This window comes from Lactobacillus sp. ESL0237, assembly GCF_003692985.1.
GTDB classification, from domain to species: domain Bacteria; phylum Bacillota; class Bacilli; order Lactobacillales; family Lactobacillaceae; genus Lactobacillus; species Lactobacillus bombicola.
In genome coordinates this window covers 34,096-55,929 of the sequence record NZ_REHE01000003.1, presented here as the reverse complement: position 1 = coordinate 55,929, position 21,834 = coordinate 34,096, and the positions used below count along the sequence as shown (strand labels likewise).

The window sequence follows — 21,834 nt, the reverse complement described above, 5'->3', positions numbered from 1 at the left end:
CAACCGACCTCCAACTTAGCTAATGCTACAGGAGGTCTATTTTAGTAACACGATAATTAAACTATTAGCATAAATTATCTACTGCATAAATATTGCCCAGGGGAAAAATTATGATTGTAACTAAGCAAATAAAAACTTTAAAAGCCGAAATTGAACAAGCAAACTATGTTACCTTTTTGACTGGTGCCGGCGTATCTACACCCTCTGGCATTCCAGATTATCGCTCTAAAAACGGTATTTATAATGATAGCATTGAAAAGCCAGAAACCATTCTAAGTGCTGAAACACTGTATCACCGCCCAGAATTGTTCTATCATTTTGTCTTAAATAACATGTATTTTCCCGACGCCAAACCAAATATTATTCATCAAAAAATTGCCGAAATTTGTAATAATAAAGGTCATTTAATTACCCAAAATGTCGATAGTCTAGATTTAAAAGCTGGCAATCAACAGGTCACCCAGTTTCATGGTAATCTCTATCAGTTATATTGCACAAAATGCCAACAAACTGTTAAGTATTCTACCTATGCTCAATCATATCTGCACCATAACTGTGGTGGTATTATTCGCCCCCAAATTGTGTTATATGGTGAAAATATCAATTCTCAAAACTTAACTACTTCTATTCAAGCTATCCAAAAGGCTGATCTAGTAATTATTTGCGGTACTAGCTTTGTGGTCTATCCTTTCGCTCAATTATTAGCTTACTGTCAAACCAATGCTAAAATATGGGCAATTAATAAAACAGCAATTCCGTTAGCCGGGATTGCGGCTATTACTGGCGATGCACTAGATGTTTTCCAACAAATTTAAACAGACATATTTCTTATGGTAAAATATTAGGCAACAGCTTGATTAATGGATCATTATAAGTTATTGCTTAACTCAATTTATTATTCAAAAGCTGCTAGTACTTTCAGAAAAGAGATTTTTACAAATGTCAATTATTAAAATGTATGCGCCATTCTTTGATGCCAATAACTGGCTTCACGTTTTAACTAATGTCAATGACTGGCTAATCATCCTTACCCTAATTTTGATGGAATGTTTACTATCAGTTGATAATGCTGTTGTACTTGCAGCCCAAACCAAATCTTTACCAGACAAAAAGCAACAAGAAAAGTCTTTATTTTATGGTATGTGGGGCGCTTATATTTTTCGCTTTATTGTCATTGGAATTGGCACGTACCTAATTAATTTTTGGGAAATTAAATTAGCTGGTAGTATTTATCTTTTTTACCTTTGCTTCAAGTTCTTCTATGATCGACGCCACCATTCAGCAGATAAAGAAGGCGGTCAAGTGCCAAAAACTACCCAGCATCATCAAAGTAATAAGCGTTTCCTGTCACCTTTTTGGCGAGCAGTTATATCAATCGAAGCAATGGATATCGTCTTTTCAATAGATTCAGTTCTAGCAGCCCTTGCTGTTTCAAGTAATCCTGTAGTTGTTTTAATTGGTGGGATGATTGGTATTTTATGTATGCGAGGTGTAGCTGAAGTTATTATTAAGTTAATGGATATAATTCCTGAGTTGCAACCAATGGCATATATTTTAATTGGCATTATTGCTTTAAAATTACTTGTCTCACTTCCACCACTTCATTATGAGTTACCAAATTCTATTTTCGCCGCTTTAGTCTTTGGCATTTTGTTAATTACCATTGCTTTTCATTTTTTGCACTCCAATAACCATTCTCATTAAGCATAATTTATAAGTTACCATTCTTTTTTAGGCACAATTCAATAATTGTGTCTTTTATCTTCTATACAACAAGTAAGCTTTATAATTACTTACATAAATTATAATTTTACTTAATAACTATTTGCGATTAATCATGGACTATTCAACTTATTTTACTAAATCAACAACTGAAAAAATAAGTATCGATTTGCTTGGTCGACCCTTAATCTTTGATAATGGGCAACAAATTTTAGGTGGTTATATTGTGGAAACTGAAGCTTATTTAGGAAAAAGAGATCGTGCTGCTCATTCATACCAAGGTCGCAGAACTGCTGCTAATGAAGGATTATATCGCAGAGGAGGCACAATTTATATCTATGCCCAACGCCAATATTTCTTCTTCGACATTGCTACCCAAAAAGCTGGTGAACCTCAAGGCATCTTAATTAGAGCTATCGAACCTGCTTGGGGTATCAAGCAAATGATAACTAATCGCTCAAGTAAAAGCGGCCCCTTATTAACTAATGGGCCGGCTAAAATGATGCAAGCCTTCGGCATTCATAATAAAGACTGGAACTTACATTTTCTAAGCAAGTCTCCTTTTACTATTGATTTAAATGACAACCACAAAAATTACGCCCGTAAGATTATTGCCAGTCCGCGCATTGGTATTAACCAATCAAGCCCTACTTGGGCCAGCAAACCTTTGAGATACTACGTTAGCGGTAATCCTTATGTTTCTAGAATGAAAATAAAAGATTATCAGCCAAACAATGGCTGGGAATTATTATCTTAATATAAAAAAATTGTTATAGACATTTTAAACACAACTATTGACAAAGTCCTATTTTTAGACTATTATCGCATATAAAGTTAAATAATTTCCAATGCAATAGAGGTTGCGATAATTACAAACTTAGCTAGAGTGAACGAACACTAAGAAAGCTATCGTAAGAATTATCGCCGAAACAAAAATTTTGTTCGTTTCGATTTTTTTGTTGGGCTGCAAGATAATATCTTGCAGACTGTCCTAGTTAATTACTAGGGAGCGCTATATGATTTGTCTAAATAAAATTAGATTAGACCTCGTTGTTTTTGAAGTACAACGAGGTTTTTAATTACGCTTTTTATTGTATTGGCTTTATTTGAGAAAAGTTTTCGGAGGTTTTCAAAATGAAGTCAAGATATAAATGGATTACTGCTGTTATGATAGCAATAATCAGCATGACCTTTGGTTTGAATTGTAATTCAAATAGCGTCAGTGCTAAAAAAGATAGTAATGTACTTAAAGTAGCAATGGAAGCTAACTATCAACCTTATAATTGGACCCAAACTAATGCTGCAAATGGTGCTGTCCCAATTGATGGATCGCAACATACTTTTGCTAATGGTTATGACGTTAAAATTGCCAAAATCATTGGTAAAAAAATGCATCGAAAAGTGGTTGTGCTTAAAACTGAATGGGATGGACTACTACCAGCTTTAACCAGTGGTAAGGCTGATTTAATCATTGCTGGCATGAGTCCAACTGCTGAAAGGGCTAAAGCCATTAACTTTTCTCAACCATATCGCCGCGGAACATTTGTTGTTATTACCAAACCAAATAGTAAGTTTGCTCACGCTAAAAAGCTAACTGATTTTAAAGGCGCAAAGTTAACTGCTCAACAAGGAACATCCCATTACGGGTTAATTAAAGAATTACCTGGTGCCAAAAGACAAACTGCAATGCGCGACTTTGCCGCAATGCGCCAAAGCCTAATTTCAGGAACAATTGATGGGTACTTAGCAGAAGATACTGAAGCAATTTCTTTTAAATTAGTTGATCCAGATGTCACTGCTGTTGCAATTAGTAAGATGGCTGGTTTCCATGTCTCAAAAGAAGAGTCAGAAACAGCCATTGGTATTGCGAAACCTAACAAGTCTTTGCTTAAGCAAGTCAATCAAATATTAGCTACCATTCCAACCGCTACAAGAAACAAAATGATGACCGCTGCCATTAAAGAACAGCCTAAGGCTGGTGACAACAAAAAAGGTCAATCAGAAAACTGGTTTATTTCCATGTGGAAACAATATGGTAGTATGCTAGTAAGTGGTATTGGCATGACCTTGCTTCTTGCATCTGTTGGTACAATTGCAGGTTTCTTTATTGGTCTAGCTGTTGGTATTATTAGAACTATTCCTACCCCAACTACAACTGGAAAAAAATTATTACTTAAAGTTAGCAACTGGCTATTATCAGTTTATATTGAAGTGTTCCGCGGGACACCAATGATGGTGCAAGCTGCGGTAATCTACTACGGTATTGCTCAATTTTGGCATCTTAATATCAATCGGACCATTGCGGCTTTAATTATTGTTTCAATTAATACTGGCGCCTATTTAGCAGAAATTATTCGCGGAGGGATTATTTCCACACCAGCTGGACAGTTTGAAGCTGCCAGTGCTTTGGGCATGACTCATAACCAACGAATGTGGCATATTATTTTACCGCAAGCAATTAAAAATTGTTTACCATCAATTACTAATGAATTTATCGTCAACATTAAAGACACTTCAGTTTTGAGTATCATTTCGGTCTCAGAATTGTTCTTTGTGGGAACAACTGTTGCTAGCCAGACTTTCAAGTTTTTCCCAACTTATCTCACAATTTCTGCTATTTACCTAATTTTGACTTTCACTATTACCAGAATCTTCAATTTAATTGAGAAACATTTACAAGGTAATAAAAATTACAATTTAATGGCCAATCAAGTACAAGTTGATACAACCAATGACATGGAGGTTAAAAAATAATGACCGCAACAAGTGAAACAATTTTGAGTCTAAGACATTTGCAAAAATCTTTTGGTGAACACCAAGTTTTACGTGACATTTCTCTTGATATAAAAAAAGGTGAAATTGCTACTATCATTGGCCCTTCTGGCGGTGGTAAATCAACTACTTTACGTTGTATTAACCTCTTAGAAGAACCAACGTCTGGTGAAATTACTTTTCACGGTGAAAATGTTCTTGCTTCTTCTTATAACCGCAACATCTATCGTGCTAAGGTAGGGATGGTATTTCAACAATTTGACTTATTTGAAAATAAAAATGTCCTTGCTAACTGCATGGTTGGTCAAGAATTAGTTCTTAAACGCGCTAAAGAAGAAGCACGTCAAATTGCCCTGCAGAACTTGGAAAAAGTTGGTATGGCGCAATATATTAATGCTCGCCCGAGTCAACTTTCAGGGGGACAACAACAACGTGTAGCTATTGCCCGGGCAATATCGATGGATCCAGAAATCTTGTTATTTGATGAACCGACTAGTGCACTTGACCCAGAAATGGTCGGTGAAGTTCTAAGTGTAATGCAAAATTTAGCCAATACGGGATTAACAATGATTATTGTAACCCATGAGATGGCATTCGCGCGGGACATATCTGATCAGATTTTCTTTATTAGTGACGGTATTATTGCCGAGCAAGGCAAGCCAGATCAATTATTTAATCATCCACAAAATGAAAAAACCACGAAGTTTTTAAGTAACTTCCAGAATAATTAAATCAGTGACCAAAAAATCATGTTTTAGCAAAAAAATATGATTTTTTTATTCAGTTTACAACCTTGGGCCTTTGAATTCGACAACTAAATTTTCCTCTAAAATTAATTATTTTCTTTTACTTTTTAATAACTCTAAAACAATTATTATTACTTGTTGAATAAGCCAAAGTAATAACGAATAAATAGATATAACACCCAGTAAAATATTTTTCCCATCTAAGTAATATAAAACTATAAAGACGAAGAACATCGTTAAATAAATACGTTCCGAATAAATTACAACTTTGTGATCAACTAAGTAATCTGTTGCAGAAGAAGTTGATTTTTGGTTTTTACTTGTGGAACATAATGCTACTACTAATGTTAATAGTCCTATTATTATTTCCCTTGGACTGCGCCAAGGAGAAAAATCTTTTATCGCAATTATTAATAATATAATGCCTATTAAAAAAGGAAAAATTTTACTAAGTTTTATCTTCATAATCTACACCTATAGAATTAACGATAAGAATTGGTAATCGACCCAATATGTCTGCTATTTTTATTTGCATTTAATAAAACAATCATAGCATAAAGCGCTTTTAATGTTGAGAACACCATTATAGCGTTTTTAAATTTACAGCAGTCAATTAGTTTATCAACTTCTGGTAATCTATACCTAAATGATTGCCAGTGATTACAAAGATGAGGAATGTATAGTGGCGAAAACAATCAAGCAATTAGCAGATGAATTAGGTGTCTCTAAACAAACTAGCCATTATCAGATAAAGTCTTTACCAGTAAACAAAAAAGAGCAAGAAATAGTGTGCCTGCACGATACCCTTGCCCAGACCCAGAAATTGCTTGATCAATCGCAACAATTACAATTAATTGCCGAAAAAAAAGTTGATGAACTTTAAAAAATTTCAGCTCGTCCAGTAAAAAAAGAAAAAGACCACCAAAAATCATGGTGGTCAAAACTATTTAATTCTTTTAGGCCATAAATAAATCAAAATTGAAATTTGGATAACAATGAGTACCAAATTTAACCAAATTGGTAAATGGCGAAAGCAATATTGTTGTATATTGCAATTAATAATGTCGGTTGCAAAAAAGATATATCCTAATAATTCTATTAAAACATAGCCATAAAATAGACTCTTTTTATGTATATTTATCCAATTCAATATTTTTCACCTCAGAAGAAAATGAATACTACTGTTTTAGCAGCCCAATAAGCAACATTTTTATTTACATGAAGATATTTAATTAACCCCTTTTCTATCCCTTCTTGAATGTTACCTTCAAATCCAGTTAAATAGTCCACAAAATCTGCAAGGCTTTTTTCTCCCAATTTAGCTCCTACTAATTTTACGGCATATTTTACAGCCTCTTTGATAACTCCTACTTCCCATCTTAATGAAATTTGATTATCTTGATCGACTTTATCCTGTAAAAATTTATGCTGCTCACTGGATGTATATAAATTTGCTGACACCAATTCTTGAAATTCATATTTCTTTTCTGGTGTTAGATTATCATATAGACTATCATAATTATTATTATTTTTTTGCGTTACTTGATTTTCTGCAATAGTATCGGCATGTACGACTTGAGTTGTTAAAACTCCACTACCTAAGGCTGTTGCTACTGGACTTAATGCTAACGTGGTTAATCCTGCAATTACTGTCTTATTTAATTTCATGATTATTACTCTTTTTAAAATTTAATTTTTTTGCCTAAATTTTATAAGCAATCCATCTAAATAGCTTACATACTTATTAGTATCATTAATTCGCATAATATGATTTCTTTCACGGAAAAATAATAATGATTGGTAAGCGACGTAACAAATCATCCATGATTGGTAACCTCCTAATTCAATTGCACATTTCTATTCGTTTATGAATTTAGTATATGTTTAAAAAACAAGTAAAATAAAAAATGGCGTACTCGACAATTTTCAGTCAAATAGGTCATTTTTAGTTTTTTGTATAAATTCTTTTAATTGTTCACTATATTCTTCCATACCAATCAAATTAAAAAAATCAATTATAATCTGACAATCTTCCTTCCCATTTTTTTGTGGCTGATAATGACTAGTAATTAAGCTCTTAAAAAAAGCTATCGCACCTCGGTAAAATGTCAGATCGGGATTTATATCAATTTGCTGAGCAGCTTCAATAAAAAATATTGTTTCATCATATCTATCTGCTTTAATGCAAAACATTAGTAAATTACTGATAATACTCAAAATCGCCTTTTGAACGGCTATGTCACTATCATTTTTAAAATGATTAATTAATCTTTTTGAAAGCATTAAATTGCTATCGAGATCATAAAAACTCATGAAATTACAGTAAAGATATAAATTATCTCGATCAAAGTCTGAAATATTAAACAGGCGATTCTTAATTTGGGCTTTAGTTTGCTCATCTAAACCTGTAAAATCGTCATCTAGCAGTGCTATATAACCTGTAATAAAAGCAAGTTGCTCATCCTTATCAGGCAAGTCACTGCTGCTTATTGTTTGACGGACTTGTTTCAGTTCTACCTTTGAATGAAGATAGAATGCTTCTATATTTGACCAATTATTTCTTTTTTGAATTCATAATTAGTTTTATCTTTTTTATCCAGCTTATTAAAAAAATCTATTGCTAATATTTTATTGTAATGAAGTAACGCAAGTAAATCTTCTACAGTTATCCGATGGATATTTTTCTCAACTTTGGCATAAAAGGAAGGACTTATTATATTTCCTACCCACTGCTTCTGTGTTTTCATTTGTGCTACCCGATACTTTTTCAGCAGTTCACCAATACTCATTTTTATTACCTCTTTATGATTGCTATCTCAAATATATTTTACTCCGCTTTAATCCACCATACCAAAGCAACTTAACCTAATGTACATTAAGCGCAGTAGCGCCAAAAGGCGGTTGCAGAGGACTGAAAAATGCGCGTTAAAATACCTTGTGAATTTTAATAGCAAAAAGAAAGACTGAATTAATAGTCTTCCTTTTTTCCTGGCGAGCTAATTTCACAATTATACCAATTCAAAAACAGCTCAGAAATTCCGAGCTGCCTCTGCTATTCTACTTGAGTAATTTATCAAGTATGACAATAATGTTGCTTAATACTTGCTCTGTCTTAGTTAAGACTAAGTAAAATAATACTAAGGTAAATATGTCTAACACGCTTTTTCACCTCCTTTACGGAAAGCCAGTCAACTTTCCCAGATGGTGCACATAACGTGCTTATTCATTTTACCAGAATTGGCAATCATGTTATACTTAGGTCACTAAGGTAGTATGTTTAACATGCAACATGACGTGCAAAGCAAGTTCAGTCACTTGCAAGACGTCTGAGCGATCCCAAAAGGATTGCTTTTTTTGTTTCTTTTTTTAAAAGAAAATCGTGGCCAAAAAGGCCACGACCAGACGATAAAAAATAAGCATTAGTCCCTCCGACTTTTGCTTATTTTTTTCGTTGCTAATTTCAATTAAACATCCAACAATCTAAGCTTTAGCTTGTATCAAAAATGGTATTGCTTATACGGCCGTATAAGCAATCATGATTTTACCTAAGGCTAAAGTCAGAAGGCTGTATATCTAGTCAAAAATGGGGTAAAAAAGCACATGTATCAATAATACTTTGTCAAAAATTGGTTTAAAGTCCCTTTCATACGATTCAGCACTTTAAAGTGCTCTTTATCTTTAATTTTTATTAATGTCGGGACACTTTCAACCTTATATTTTTTTCGTTCCTCTTTCAAAAAGTTATCACTATCAGTATTAATGTAATAAATATTTATCTTCCTTTTTTTACTGAGCTCTGCTAATCCTGGGACGAAAGCTCTGCAATAAGGACAAGAAGCTTTACCCCCAAAATACATAAATGATTCTTTTGTTTTTTTTATCAAGTAATTTATTTATTTTTTTAGGAGAAATTTTTATAAAAGTTTTGGTCTTTCTTTGATACTCTGTCTTTTGATATTGCAAGACTGAATCACTATTATCTCTATACTCAATGTACTCAGTATCATTTAATCCTGCAGCTTTTACATTTTGAAAATTAGAACTAAACATAGATAGACCTAATTGTATCAAAACAACTGTATTGATAACTGCCTTTTTCATAATTATCCCCCCTTTATATAATTATTTTATGTGATTTGAGTTGACTTTATTATAAACTTGTAATATTATTTCAATAAATAAAAAGTTTAAAACTTTCATTTAGTAACTTTAATGTCATCAGCTGTTATGTCTATCTCAATGTTTGCAGCACCAGCTGCCCAAGTATCTGCAGCAACAACTACCCCTGCTCAATCAACAGCAACGAGCAATCAGCTATCTAAAGCAGAAACTGAAACTCTTAATGCTGCTATTAAAAGGTCTCTAATTACTTATCCAGATTCATCAGGTGTTGCTCAGGTTAAAATCGTAGATAAAAATTATTTAGCACAATCCTTAAAGTAAACAAATCTTAAAGTGACTGTAGAAGATGTACAATCTGCATTAGATAAGGTTAATTCATATGCTAAGAAGCACCCAAGCGATTTTACTTATGAAAATCCGCTGTTGAGAAAGAAAGTTAAGCATCATACAGCTTGTTCAAACACAATGTTTCTTGGGGAACAGGTACTAGTGCAGCGTGGGCGATTGGAGCTGCCGCTGCAGGAGCTACCGGTCTTGGAGCAGCATTAGTTGGTGTTGGGCTAAGTACCATTTGGACAATTGGAGGACTGTTCTGCTAAAGAGAGGAACACGTAATGAAAAAACTAGCTAATAAATATTATTTAACGATAATGTTTTTCCTGATAACATCAATCACTACTCTCAGTCCGATTTTCATTCGTTCAAGGTCTGGCAGAATTTGGAGGCTATGGTTTGTTATATTTTCTACATTTACAATGTTTGCTAATGAATATTTAGCTAATCATGCTAAAGTTAACATTAGTAAAAGAAAGTTGAAAGTTACAGCCGGTATTGTATCGTTAATTATTATTTTGGCAGTTTTTTTATTCTTTGGATTTTGGACTGATTGGAGTTACCTTTAAAGTTGTCTAAAAGCATACAAAAAAAGCACTGGGATTAATTCCTAGTGCTTTTTTATATAATACTTTAAGTTCTATTTTTCGAAAATTGCTACTAAAAACAGTATGGGGAAAGCTAATAAAATGAAAAAAACAAATAACTTCTATACCAAATACGAAGCTTATCACCATCTCTACACTACTCAACATTTTACCGGTTTCGCGTTTCGGTCTTATTTTAGTCATAATCTGGAGCTATAATTAATCACACTCTTTTGAATTAATAGAAAAAAGCATTGAACTTATGATTCAAGGCTTTTCGTGCATCTTACTTAAACAATTTTAATAACTTATCCAAAATATCACTTAACATATTCAGGACGTGTTCTGTCTTGTTTAAAATTAGATACAACATGATGAAGATTACAAGTTACGGCTTGTACGAAAAACAGAGTGTGCATGCAAGTTAGCTACTTGCAAGACGTCTGGGGCGATCCAAAAGGATCGCTTTTTTGTTTCTTTTTTAAAAGAAAATTGGGTCCCAAAGGACACGACCAGACTATAAAAAATAAGCATTAGTCCCGCCGACTCTTGCTTATCTTTTCGTCATGAAATTTTAGACATTACGCAGTTTTGCCAAAATTGAATTAAGCAGAAATTGCGCCAGCTTTTTCTGCTTCGCCCCCTGTGGCGGGCGCATTTAAGAGACGCACAGCGGGAAGTAACCGTAAGCCACGCCCTCTCTTGCCCTAACTGAACTAGCGCATAAATACGGCATTGAACGTGAACCAGGGCTTAACCAATCAATTAAAAAACGTCCACAAAGACCAGCAGGTTATGCGTGCCGTTGACCAAATTCAAACCTTAGCTCTGCAACAAAAAATAAAAGTGTTGCATTAGCAGTTGAATTAACTAATCAAAAAATCGTTAACCAAGAATTAGACCACCAAATCTAGCACATACCCAAAAAATACTTAATCTAAAGTTGTATAGCATATTAGGCAACATTTTTACCAACAAAAATCCGACTCAAGTCACCTTGAACACCACTAAGTTCATCAATACGTTTTGACCATTGTCGGGATTACCCCCACACGCGTGGGGAACACTTTCGATCAGCCGTTCTTGGGTAAGAAACAAGAGGATCACCCCCACATACGTGGGGAACACACTGATGATGCTTTAATGCAACCCCGAAACCCGGGATCACCCCCACATACGTGGGGAACACTAAACCTTTAATGAAAAGGACAGACTCAATTCAGGATCACCCCCACATACGTGGGGAACACGCCCCATATTTACTTTTAAATAACATGAACGTAGGATCACCCCCACATACGTGGGGAACACTAGGTAGCGGTTTTTGGAAAACTATTAGTAAAAGGATCACCCCCACATACGTGGGGAACACTACGTAAATCACTTAAAGCTGATGCTAAAGATAGGATCACCCCCACATACGTGGGGAACACTTTGACCCAGTTACGCACGCTGAATTACCAGGGGGATCACCCCCACATACGTGGGGAACACAGAAATGGGGACTTAATCCAATCCTATCAGTCAGGATCACCCCCACATACGTGGGGAACACCCTGGGGTCAGGGCGAAAATCGGGCGCATATTGGGATCACCCCCACATACGTGGGGAACACAATGTTGATGATTTGTCCAGTTCTCTAATGCAAGGATCACCCCCACATACGTGGGGAACACTTATAAGTAGGCTCAATCTTAGGCTTTTTGATAGGATCACCCCCACATACGTGGGGAACACAAAAATATATTAAACAAGAAGCTTTTTCTATGAGGATCACCCCCACATACGTGGGGAACACCCACTGTACCATTTCATGAAGATGAAAAAATGAGGATCACCCCCACATACGTGGGGAACACGTTACGTTATTTTTATCAAAAATTCCTATATTAGGATCACCCCCACATACGTGGGGAACACTTGCTTCATGTAAGATTGTGCAAGAGAAGTTAGGGATCACCCCCACATACGTGGGGAACACAGTAAAAGATCCTTGTTATACCCTTATTTTTAAACTTTAATATTCCCATTTTCCATTAGTTTGTATAACAACTGCAACGTAGCCTTAGCATCAGATAGTGCATTATGTGGATTTAAATTCTTAATATTATAAAAATCTAAAATAGTTGCTAAACGATAATTATCAATAAATTTTTCCGTTTTTTTAACTACAGGTAATAAATCTAAAGTTTCATTATCCGGTTCTTTTAAATTTACAGATCTATAGCCGGACATGAGAAAGGATAAATCAAACTGTAAATTATAGCCAATAATCGTGGCAGAATTTACAAACTCAGTTAGTTCTCTAAGAGCTTTATCTAAAGTAACCCCCTCTTTTTTTAATAATTCTAATGATATGCCGGTTAATTCAGTTATCGTCTTCGGCACTGCAGTATCAACTTTAATTAGTCTATAAAAACTATCATACTTTTTATCATTAATTTTTTTAACTGCTCCAATAGAAATAATTTGATTTTTATCTGGGTTTAGACCTGTTGTTTCGACATCAAGGGAGACAAAGTGTTTATTGGTTTTAGTTACTCTTGGCTTTTCAGACTTTTGTGCCACCATTCTAGCACGATGAAATTTAGCCGCATTGCTAAACCCATGTTTTTCAAAACCTGATACAGCAGTAGAATTAAGATGCATCATTAATGGAATGCCATCGAAATCAACAACTTTATACATTTTTCGTGTTGTCTTAATCTGATAACCTAATTCATTATTTGTATTATAAACCATTGTAGCTTCGCCATTGCCTATATTTTGAACTACTCTGTCCCATAGTAAATCACGAATTCTTGCACTCACATTGCCCACATAAACTCCAGTTTGAATTTCTTGATACCACTTAGTTAAATCTCCTCTCAAGGATGCTGGTACTTTGGTTAAAGTAATCACTATCATGTGTCATCTTCCTGATCTAGTTCATGATATTGAACCCCGAATTTTTGTAAGCCTAATTTGTCATCCCAAAGATTTATAACATCAATATTATTAATCTCATCAGTTACATTCAAAAGATTTTGTAAATCTTTTACCATTCTTACCAATAATTTACCATCTGTAAATGCATCCCGCATTGCCAATCTTGTTTTTGCAGCGATATCTTTATCATTGCCATATTTGGCCGTAATTTTAAACGCTACTGGAATTGAAAAATCTGCCTTGTACAGATCAGCAAAGTCATACACAAACGCTAAGTCGTGTCCCGTATGCACAAAACCTAAACCAGCAGAAGCACCCATTGCTACAATAACACTATAGCTTAAACCATACAAAGCCTGGTGCGCTTCTGTTAAAGCTTTATTAATTGGTGTCCCAGCTTCAAAATTATCAGGATTATATTCTCTTCTGGTCCATAACACTCCCGTTGCCTGGGATTGCTCACGATAAATTTTTCGCACTCTACTGCCCTCTTTACCTCGCAATTCCTGCATCGTTAATCCTGATACATCTTCATTAGGGAAACGCATTTGATACATTTTTCGAGCTACTGCAACTCTTGATCGTGTATTAGAAACTAATTTTGCTTGTGCTTCAAGAAGTCTTGATGAATGATTCAAAGAACGCCCGTGAGCATATTGTCTTACACCTCGTTCTCCTACCCAAACAACAGCCATACCAGCAGTACCAATTAATTCCATGGCTCGGTGTGTAATATCTACCCCAGGCCCGAGCATTAAGACACTCACGATTGCTGCGGGAACAAAAGCTGTTCCGCGACTATCAGTTATCATGAGTGCACTATCCTGCCGATTCAGCTTTGCATGTTCAAAATAAAGAAAAGTTAATCGATCCTTTACTCTCGCTAGCTCAGGTAAATCAGGTTTTCTGGCACCAAACTTTTCAGTCATTATTCTTCCCAGGTATCACTGTCATCAGACCCATACCAAATGCTTTTTCACGGCCAATGCCCTTTATTAATGCTTGTTTAAATTGATCTGCATCTTCTACACGTAACCGACCTTCAAAAGTTACTCTGCTAAGTCGCAGTCTACGTCCACTTCTATAAGATAATAATGGCCAATCGCGACTAACAATATCAAAAGTCGATTTATCAGTTGTAGTTCCCAATTGAAAACCTAATTTTTGAGAACGCTCAATTAACCATTTTCGTTGGTAATCTACCGTAATATGCGGAACAACTCGTCCCTGCTTTATACCTGGTTGAAGCACAGTATGAGTAGGATTAGCCGTTAATCTAAATTGCAGTAGTTGTCCCTGTTTTATGCTATTAAGCAGGCGATCATAGCTCTTAATCATGACTGTATCATGAACACCATAGCGTAAAAGTTGTCGTTTGTCAGGCATATTTTCACTTAATAATAATAGGTACTTTTTGCCTTGTAGCTGATCAATTCGCCATAAATGCCGTAATTTTTTGCCATTGTTAATTTCATCAGGAAAACTTTGCTCTACCCAATTGTGAAAAGCAGAAAGTTGCGTTAAATCTTTCGTTTTTTGCCGATTAGCGACATCAATTTGAACTCTCGATAAGTACATCTCTGCTCCTTTCTATAACGGCGACATCGCATCATGCTGCGTATTTTGCTTAAAAAGCGGATTACGTAATTCAACCTGTGTTGTGGTAATAGGGCGTGACTTATACTGGCGCGCTTTTGAATCAAGTGAAAGTACGTGATCCTTGACCAAACTTGTTCTGTTAGTAGACAGCAGATTAGCATCAGCAACGACTTGAATTTTTATCAATTCATCAGCACTATGTCTTCTTTGATACCAATTAGAAGCCTGCCAAGGTAAAGCTTTTAATGCCGTAACAGGATCTTTATCAGGAAATTCAGTTATCTGTAATACTCCTGCTGGTGAATTTGCACGACGTCCTAAAAATAAGGCATAACGAGGATGTTTTAGAGCATATTTAATGCGATCAATATCGTCTGGGTCTCCGCCAATGGCCACCACAAAAACAGCATCCTGAAGATATTCGCGATAGGTAATTTTTCGTGTACCAGTTTTCCATTCAACGGTTTGGAAATCCGTTAATATTTTACCTGGCTGGTCAATGCGTACGGCAAATTGTAATTTATTTAATTCTTGCACTCGTTCGTCATCACGGCTATATCCTAAAGCGGCAGCAATCATGCCGATTATTGCACTTTTTGAAGGATAATCACCTGATGTACGTCTTTCAAAGGCTGCTTCATTGCCATAAGACTGCAATGGTGCCGTTAGTCTAATTGTTAATGTTTTCATCTTCTATTGCCTTTGTTAAAGCGGTAGTAATCTGCTCAATTAACTCAGTCAACTTATCAACTTGGTTGAATTCTTTATCTTTTGCTAAGTCAACTTGCGATAACGTGATGTTAAATAAGGGTTCATCGACTAGTTGGTTAGCAGACTTATACGCATTTTGCAATTTTTCAATTGATTTTTTGACATAACCATTTTGCGCGGTAACTGGTTCTTCAAATGCTGATACTAAGTTTACAGGCGTGTCAGTACGTAAAGTCAGCATAATATAATTTGGCAAGGTCTTGTTAGCAAAGGTATTTTGCTTTCCCGTTGGCATTGCCAAAATAAAGGCTTTAATAAACGCTGCGATGCTTTCAAGAGCATCTTTTTGGTTAAGATTCTTAATTAAGTCTTTAACATTAATGTTGGCATAGCGATACAAAGTAGCCGAATCATATTCAATCGTCCCCAGCATTGCCGCACCACTGGTGTCATCTGCTTGTAAGTCATCAAGGGCGGTAAAGTAATCATATTCTGGCACGATTTCGTGGGTTGAGATTACATGCGCTACTTGAGCTGATGCATCAACATTTAGCTCCGGATTATCTGCCACCATACGACCAAACAAGGCTAAATCTAATGAATTATCTTCCTTGAAAATTTGCTTGATTGCTTGTTTATCATCTTTATTGTCAATTTTATCATGATTAAGAGCATATTCTGCTAATTTATTAATCTGTCCCGGACTAACAAATAACAAAGCACCAGTTGCCATTTTACCAGTATCTTTATCTTTTTTAACTTTAATACCAGCAGCAGTCAAAATAGCAACAGCTTTATCCATAGCCGTTTTTTCATCTAGACTAGTGTCTAATTTTTGGATTTGCTTTGCTAGATATACAGCAATTTCTTTGGTTCTAGTTCCAATAGTGACCTTTTCTTTTTTAAAGTAATTACGCATTGCTCTTTTCCAGCTTTGAGATGAAACACGAGCACGTGTAACTCCACCATAAAACGCTGTTTTAGGTGCGCCGGTATCATCACGGTTAATATTGGATGATGGTACTGTCTGGAGCACATTAAAATCTAAAAATAAATTCTTTTCATTCATTATAATTACTTCCCTTCACTTAAATCATTATTATGGCCAAAATATTCTTCACCCCATGCTAATCTGACCTCATTAGCACAATGATAATTCCATTGAAATTTATATAAATCTTGCGCGAGCATGGGAAAATCAATCTCTAATGTCTTATTATCATTACTCTTTAGTATTTCTACTAGATGAACTAAAGAATTCAATACGCTGTCAATATTTGTTGTTGCCAGCAACACCTGTACACGCCGATCTAATGCTTGTTTTACTTTCTCGTCTTGTCTTAGTTTGGCAAGCGCCGTAAAGAAGCTAACACCAGCCGATGAGTTTTCTTCTTTTACTGAAACAAACTTATCTTGGCCCTGTTGAAAAATCGCATAAAAACGTATATCAGCATAAACAGCAACTTCACCTGCTGTTGGTTTACCATTTTGACTCAAGTATTTGTGGGGTAAATAATCCATTATGATTGGCCAGGCCTTTTGTGCCTTAGGACTAGTAAGCTTAGAAGCCCCCCTTAATGCCGCCAGAGTTGCTTTATCAAGATCACCGTTATTATAAAGCCGCTCAATAATTTTATTAGTTACTGCTTTAATTTTATAATCATCTGCCATAAACTATTTCTACCTACCTTTCTTTAAATCTAAATTCACATTAAATTTAAATTGATCCATGAGGATGAAAATATTTTGTAACCCATGTTCGGTAATGATACCTTTGATATCTCGAGATGAACTAGTATCAACTACTTTTTGCCCTGCATTAAAAGCGTAATTGCGTAATTGGTTTTGCCAAGCAATTATTTTCGAGTCACGTTCATCTTCATCAGTTAAGCTGGCTAGCCAATTTTTAAATGGTTCATTCAAACCATAATAAAATTGTGCACTTAATTGATTAGCAAATCCTGTGAGACCATCTTTTTGAAATCCGCGCATTTTACCAAGATTACGGGCAAATATCCAAAAATCCTGCCCAATTTTCTGGGTAAGATCAATTACTTGTTCGATCCTTGCCGGCCAATAGTAAACATTATTTGTATCAAATAAAACACCGATATCAATACTCATATCATCATAAAGCTCTGCAGTTGGCGACTGCGATGTTGCATTGCCATCATCAATTAAGTCGATTGATACTAAAGTTAGCAATCTATTGCGGGTAATTAGCTGATTTTCTTTAAGTAGCCGCAGCCACTTAATAACGCCGGGTTCTTGGGTATCATTTACCAGCTGAACATTGACATAATTACTAAAATTACGCCACATCGCCTTATGCAAAGACTGTAAGTTTCTAACTGCAGGTCGGTACTCATCAGTTTTCTTGTCATAACGCCAGACAGTCATTGGTTCAGTAAAAGCATTAGTACTCTCAATCTTGGGTAATCCTGCACTAAAAATCGTTGCTTGCCCATCTTCATTCCATTCAAGATGTAAAACACGTGCCCAGCTCGTATAAAGTTCTGCAAGATTATCGGGCAGGTTCCCTGTTTGCCGCTCAGAAATATACGCTTTGGCACTGGCAAATTCCCAGACAGGTCTTTCTAAAGCAATTTTTTGTTCACCTTGATTATAGAGAACCAAGTTAAGCATTAATGTCTCAAAAATACTTTTCCCACTGATCAGAACTGGATTTAACTTATAAAGCCAACCGGGAGAAACGGAAAACTTCTCACTAGCAGTAATCTTAGTTTTATCAGTTACCCCAGTGTAGTTCTGATAGGTAATAACCCACCGAACTAATTCATCAATTGGCATTTCATTTTTATATTCACCAGCTTTGGGTGAGAACAAGGCAGGCGAATTATTACTTTCAGAAACTCGTCGATTAATTTGTTTAATTGCTACCGTGCCTTTACCCTTAGCTACTGACTTATTTGCTGGCACCAAACTGTCGTATTCTTCTTTGGTTGCTTGGTAAAAAGGATGTTTACCAAAAAAGTCAAACCAATCTGAATAATATTTTAAGTACTCAATTACCAAATCAGAAAATTGTCCCTTTTGGTATAATTCGTGCCAAGTTGTTAATGTATCTTCCTCGATGTCTTCTTCATCATAATCTTCATCAAATTTAGCGTCAGAGCCGAATTGATCAGTACCTTCTATTAGCCAATCATATAGCTGGCCAGCTGCATCAAAACGCGAATAAACGGTTGTTAAAATTGCTAATAATAAGCGCATAATTGCTAAATTTTGGACACGCATCTCTCCTGCTAATTGCCGATATTGATGTGCATTTTTAAATAAATCTATTAACGAAACTTTTAATTCTTGATTGGTGTCGCTGACAATTACCTTAATCCAAGGATCAGTAGTCAAATTAAATTTTCTTTCAATCATGGTCATCCCCCTTTGTATAACTTAAGCCCAACTTTTTAGAATACTGTATATTCCACTTACCAACCTTAGCCGACAACTTATCATCTAATGGGAGTACTAAGGTTCCATTTAGCCAAACACTGTTATTCCAATTATCATGATACGGCTTAGTTCTGTTCTCAAGTTCATTAATTATTTGCTCAGTTTCTTTTGGGTATTTAGTTAAGGCTGCTGGTAATCTGATTACTTGTTCAGCAATTTCATAATCTGGTACTGCATCTAACTTATGCCCATCTAATAGGAAATCGCCCTGAGAGGTATGTTTAATTAAGACTACCTCAATTGTTTCTTGAATATCACGCACAGTAGCACTTGCCTTTTGCTCATCCTTATCGACATTTCCTTGTTTGCGATCAAGCCAGGCATGAATTGATTTTTTCATGGGTCTACCAATTTGAAAATCCCCGGCACTATTTTTTTTAGTATCATTATAATTATCAAAATCTGCTTTATATGTTTGAATTCCGTTAATCTCAGCATCTGTTTCAGCGTCATAAACTTTTTGGACAAGATCAGATATATCATTAGGTAAAATAATCTGGTTCTTTAAAAAATAATCGGTCTTCAGCAATAAATACTGCTGATAGATACTTTGATTAGCCTTGCCATAATCACCCAAACAATTAATTCCCATCACAAATAACTGGGGCGTTGCTAGTAACTTGGGCCGTTTAATGTTGTGCCGGTGCAACCGTCCTGCACGTTGCAACAGCAAATCCATCGGGGCGATATCGGTATAAAGAACATCAAAGTCAATATCAAGTGATTGCTCTAACACCTGTGTTCCGATTACAACCAATTTTTTAGGACGCACAGCATTTTTTCCAATTATTTGTTGCAATCTTTCTTCCTGCTTGCCCCGCTCGGCCGCTAAAAATGCAGAATGAAGCACGAAGTATTTGGTTCCCTTTTGCTCCAATACTTTAGCAAGTGCTTGCGCCCGCTTAACCGTATTTACAATTATTCCGGCAACTCCGCCGCCGTTTATTTTGTCTAGAACATGATCGATCAGTTCTTCATCAGCTAAATTAAGTCTGGTCACCTGCAATTTTTGCTGCTTCTGATCACTTTGCCCGGGAAAATCAGAAAATTGCTTTAATTGCCCATTATCTAAAATGCTGAGCAGCGGATAAGCTTGCGTTTTTTCCCAATCGGCTGGCCCTTTAAAATTATGCTTATATTTTTTACCATACTTTCCGCCTAAATAGGCTTTAATTAATTTTTGTCTTTTTTCTTGCGGGAGCGTTGCCGACAAAATCACCAGTGGTACATGATAAGCCCCCAGCCAAGTAATCGCCTTAAGTAAATACTGGCTCATATAAGTATCATAAGCATGGACTTCATCAATAATCACCACTTTACCGCTAAAACCCAGATGCTTTAAGAAAAGGTGGCGCTGCTTTAGCGCCATTGACAGCAAGTTATCAATTGTTCCAACTGTAAACTTAGTTAAAATCGATTTTTTTCCTGAAAACCACGAATTAATTGTTACAGCCCCTGCTGTGTCAACATTTTCCGCATCAGGTAATTGTCTATAAACTTTATTGAATTGGGCCTTACTATGCATTAATTTAATCGGAAAATTTTCTTTTTGCTTTTCAGCTAATTTTTCTATCCATTGATCAACCCGGTTAAACATGGCATTACTTGTAGCTTGTGTTGGCAAGCCGATAAAGACGCCATCTTCTTTACAAAGATAGGCTAATTGTTCCGCCGCCACTAAGGCCAGTTCTGTTTTACCCAAACCCATTGGAGCTTCAACAATGATCATTTCTGGATCTATAGTTTCACCAATTGCTTTTGTTGCTACTTTTTGGACAGGACGTGCGTTAAACCCCCAGCGTTCTTGATATGGATCCGTCATTTTATTTATTTTTTGCGGTTGCCATGTACCATTTAATAACCAATTATGCATTGCCTTCGTAAACCGCTGCTCCATATCCAAATCAGCCCATGATTGTTCCAGACTGGTTAAGGGAAAGAGTTCCTTCCCATTTCTGGTATATTCACTTGAAGCTAACCAATCGGCTGTAATAAGCAAGCCCTCTAAAATAACTGCTTCTGGCTGAGTAATCGTAGGAATCTCGCTAACATCACTGTAACCGGAACTTACTAAAGCATAATCAAATAACTCTCTTTGTACCTGCTTCCACGGCTGTTTCAAAGTTTCATCTTGATCGCTTTGATAATAATTTGATGTATTGGCAGTCAAATCATTACTTGGCGAATCAGTTTCAGGCTTTCCATGATGACCACCAATTAAAGCTGCAACCGTGTCAGGAACTTGAAACTCCAATAAAAGGGCTTCTCCAGCCCTATTATGAGGTGATAGATTGCGTGAAGCCAATTCCAACTGATCCAATTTAGAAAAACCACTTCTAACTAAATTTTCGATTAAATCGTTATCTAAAGTCTGAGCTCGATCATATGATTCTTTAGTTTGAAAAGCCGGTGTAGCCTTGCCAATGTCGTGGGTAAATCCCAAAAACTTAATCAATTTATGAATTTCCTCATCAGTCAAGTTTTGGGTTAAAAATTCTTGTTGTCCTTGGCTAAGCCATTGATTATAGAGAAAATTAATAACCTTTTGGGTATCAGTTAAATGGGCAACTAAGGGCAACCACAATAGTTGTCCATCTTTAACTTTCTTCTTACCCCATAAAGACAAACACCTTTTAGATAACTTTTCCATTTTACTTAATCCATTTCTTATTTTAATCATTACACTTGTTTGTATAAAACATATAGTATGATATGCATATCAGCATAAAATAATTTTATTCTTAATTAGAAAACGTTGTCAATGTTATTTACGACATAATTATTAATTTACTTAACAGGCTTGTTTCATAAACAATACCATTAAAAGAATTTAGCCAGA

23 protein-coding genes and 1 CRISPR repeat array are annotated in these 21,834 nt (G+C 35.6%); of the genes, 9 read left to right on the top strand and 14 right to left on the bottom strand.

The window, feature by feature from the left end; all coding sequences use genetic code 11:
* Positions 1-110 precede the first annotated feature (110 nt).
* The 5 genes from F5ESL0237_RS00580 (at position 111) to F5ESL0237_RS00560 (ending at position 5,225) form a co-directional block, all read left to right on the top strand.
* A complete protein-coding gene (locus tag F5ESL0237_RS00580; RefSeq protein ID WP_122021166.1) occupies positions 111-815 on the top strand; it encodes an NAD-dependent protein deacylase in 705 nt (234 codons plus the stop codon).
* A gap of 124 nt (positions 816-939) precedes the next feature.
* On the top strand, positions 940-1,704 hold the full coding sequence (locus F5ESL0237_RS00575; protein WP_122024347.1) for a TerC family protein: 765 nt from the start codon (positions 940-942) through the stop codon (positions 1,702-1,704).
* A gap of 133 nt (positions 1,705-1,837) precedes the next feature.
* A complete protein-coding gene (locus F5ESL0237_RS00570) occupies positions 1,838-2,479 on the top strand; it encodes a DNA-3-methyladenine glycosylase (protein ID WP_122024346.1) in 642 nt (213 codons plus the stop codon).
* A 377-nt stretch (positions 2,480-2,856) separates the two neighbouring features.
* Positions 2,857-4,476 carry an ABC transporter substrate-binding protein/permease gene (locus F5ESL0237_RS00565; RefSeq protein WP_122024345.1) on the top strand — a complete coding sequence of 540 codons (1,620 nt, stop codon included), beginning with the start codon at positions 2,857-2,859 and terminating at the stop codon, positions 4,474-4,476.
* A complete protein-coding gene (locus tag F5ESL0237_RS00560) occupies positions 4,476-5,225 on the top strand; it encodes an amino acid ABC transporter ATP-binding protein (protein ID WP_090093966.1) in 750 nt (249 codons plus the stop codon). The genes F5ESL0237_RS00565 and F5ESL0237_RS00560 overlap by 1 nt, the downstream gene beginning before the upstream one ends.
* 105 nt (positions 5,226-5,330) lie before the next feature.
* Here F5ESL0237_RS00560 and F5ESL0237_RS00555 read toward each other — a convergent pair whose 3' ends face one another.
* The gene (locus F5ESL0237_RS00555) at positions 5,331-5,705 is read right to left on the bottom strand and encodes a hypothetical protein (RefSeq protein WP_122024344.1); all 375 of its coding nucleotides are present in this window, start codon (positions 5,703-5,705) and stop codon (positions 5,331-5,333) included.
* Positions 5,706-5,922: 217 nt separating this feature from the next.
* Between F5ESL0237_RS00555 and F5ESL0237_RS08375 the strand changes: the two genes are divergently transcribed.
* A complete protein-coding gene (locus F5ESL0237_RS08375; protein WP_199688753.1) occupies positions 5,923-6,123 on the top strand; it encodes a hypothetical protein in 201 nt (66 codons plus the stop codon).
* A 278-nt stretch (positions 6,124-6,401) separates the two neighbouring features.
* Here F5ESL0237_RS08375 and F5ESL0237_RS00545 read toward each other — a convergent pair whose 3' ends face one another.
* The 5 genes from F5ESL0237_RS00545 to F5ESL0237_RS00525 form a co-directional block, all read right to left on the bottom strand.
* Complete coding sequence (locus tag F5ESL0237_RS00545) at positions 6,402-6,908, bottom strand: hypothetical protein (protein ID WP_122024343.1); 507 nt, start codon at positions 6,906-6,908, stop codon at positions 6,402-6,404.
* A 258-nt stretch (positions 6,909-7,166) separates the two neighbouring features.
* On the bottom strand, positions 7,167-7,784 hold the full coding sequence (locus F5ESL0237_RS00540; protein ID WP_255409374.1) for a hypothetical protein: 618 nt from the start codon (positions 7,782-7,784) through the stop codon (positions 7,167-7,169).
* Positions 7,781-8,029 (bottom strand): hypothetical protein, encoded by a 249-nt coding sequence (locus tag F5ESL0237_RS00535; RefSeq protein ID WP_122024341.1) that lies wholly within the window; start codon positions 8,027-8,029, stop codon positions 7,781-7,783. Before F5ESL0237_RS00535 ends, F5ESL0237_RS00540 begins: the two co-directional genes overlap by 4 nt.
* Before the next feature lie 816 nt (positions 8,030-8,845).
* Entirely contained in the window at positions 8,846-9,097 is a 252-nt protein-coding gene (locus tag F5ESL0237_RS08595) for a thioredoxin family protein (protein ID WP_122024340.1), read from the bottom strand.
* A complete protein-coding gene (locus tag F5ESL0237_RS00525; protein ID WP_122024339.1) occupies positions 9,081-9,341 on the bottom strand; it encodes a hypothetical protein in 261 nt (86 codons plus the stop codon). The genes F5ESL0237_RS08595 and F5ESL0237_RS00525 overlap by 17 nt, the downstream gene beginning before the upstream one ends.
* A 111-nt stretch (positions 9,342-9,452) precedes the next feature.
* Between F5ESL0237_RS00525 and F5ESL0237_RS00520 the strand changes: the two genes are divergently transcribed.
* The 3 genes from F5ESL0237_RS00520 (at position 9,453) to F5ESL0237_RS08350 (ending at position 10,264) form a co-directional block, all read left to right on the top strand.
* A complete protein-coding gene (locus F5ESL0237_RS00520; protein ID WP_122024338.1) occupies positions 9,453-9,683 on the top strand; it encodes a hypothetical protein in 231 nt (76 codons plus the stop codon).
* A gap of 131 nt (positions 9,684-9,814) precedes the next feature.
* Positions 9,815-9,961, top strand: a complete 147-nt coding sequence (locus tag F5ESL0237_RS08370) for a hypothetical protein (protein ID WP_158592420.1) — start codon at positions 9,815-9,817, stop codon at positions 9,959-9,961.
* A gap of 15 nt (positions 9,962-9,976) precedes the next feature.
* A complete protein-coding gene (locus tag F5ESL0237_RS08350; protein WP_147440969.1) occupies positions 9,977-10,264 on the top strand; it encodes a hypothetical protein in 288 nt (95 codons plus the stop codon).
* Positions 10,265-11,321: 1,057 nt separating this feature from the next.
* Positions 11,322-12,264: a CRISPR direct-repeat array (repeat unit 28 nt; unit sequence GGATCACCCCCACATACGTGGGGAACAC).
* 29 nt (positions 12,265-12,293) lie between these two features.
* Here the strand turns inward: F5ESL0237_RS08350 and cas2e are convergent.
* Genes cas2e through cas3 form a run of 8 tightly spaced genes read right to left on the bottom strand, consistent with a single transcriptional unit; the run spans position 12,294 to position 21,645 of the window.
* Complete coding sequence (gene cas2e / locus F5ESL0237_RS00510) at positions 12,294-13,190, bottom strand: type I-E CRISPR-associated endoribonuclease Cas2e (RefSeq protein ID WP_122024337.1); 897 nt, start codon at positions 13,188-13,190, stop codon at positions 12,294-12,296.
* Positions 13,187-14,140 (bottom strand): type I-E CRISPR-associated endonuclease Cas1e, encoded by a 954-nt coding sequence (gene cas1e / locus F5ESL0237_RS00505; protein WP_122024336.1) that lies wholly within the window; start codon positions 14,138-14,140, stop codon positions 13,187-13,189. The genes cas2e and cas1e overlap by 4 nt, the downstream gene beginning before the upstream one ends.
* Complete coding sequence (cas6e, locus tag F5ESL0237_RS00500) at positions 14,133-14,789, bottom strand: type I-E CRISPR-associated protein Cas6/Cse3/CasE (RefSeq protein ID WP_122021153.1); 657 nt, start codon at positions 14,787-14,789, stop codon at positions 14,133-14,135. The genes cas1e and cas6e overlap by 8 nt, the downstream gene beginning before the upstream one ends.
* Positions 14,790-14,801: 12 nt before the next feature.
* Positions 14,802-15,500, bottom strand: coding sequence for a type I-E CRISPR-associated protein Cas5/CasD (cas5e, locus tag F5ESL0237_RS00495; protein WP_122024335.1), 699 nt, complete (start codon positions 15,498-15,500; stop codon positions 14,802-14,804).
* The gene (gene cas7e / locus F5ESL0237_RS00490; protein ID WP_122024334.1) at positions 15,481-16,590 is read right to left on the bottom strand and encodes a type I-E CRISPR-associated protein Cas7/Cse4/CasC; all 1,110 of its coding nucleotides are present in this window, start codon (positions 16,588-16,590) and stop codon (positions 15,481-15,483) included. The genes cas5e and cas7e overlap by 20 nt, the downstream gene beginning before the upstream one ends.
* 5 nt (positions 16,591-16,595) lie before the next feature.
* Positions 16,596-17,192 (bottom strand): type I-E CRISPR-associated protein Cse2/CasB, encoded by a 597-nt coding sequence (casB, locus tag F5ESL0237_RS00485; protein WP_122024333.1) that lies wholly within the window; start codon positions 17,190-17,192, stop codon positions 16,596-16,598.
* Positions 17,193-17,201: 9 nt separating this feature from the next.
* Positions 17,202-18,914 (bottom strand): type I-E CRISPR-associated protein Cse1/CasA, encoded by a 1,713-nt coding sequence (locus F5ESL0237_RS00480; RefSeq protein ID WP_122024332.1) that lies wholly within the window; start codon positions 18,912-18,914, stop codon positions 17,202-17,204.
* Positions 18,907-21,645 (bottom strand): CRISPR-associated helicase Cas3', encoded by a 2,739-nt coding sequence (gene cas3, locus F5ESL0237_RS00475; RefSeq protein WP_122024331.1) that lies wholly within the window; start codon positions 21,643-21,645, stop codon positions 18,907-18,909. Before cas3 ends, F5ESL0237_RS00480 begins: the two co-directional genes overlap by 8 nt.
* Positions 21,646-21,834: the final 189 nt, after the last annotated feature.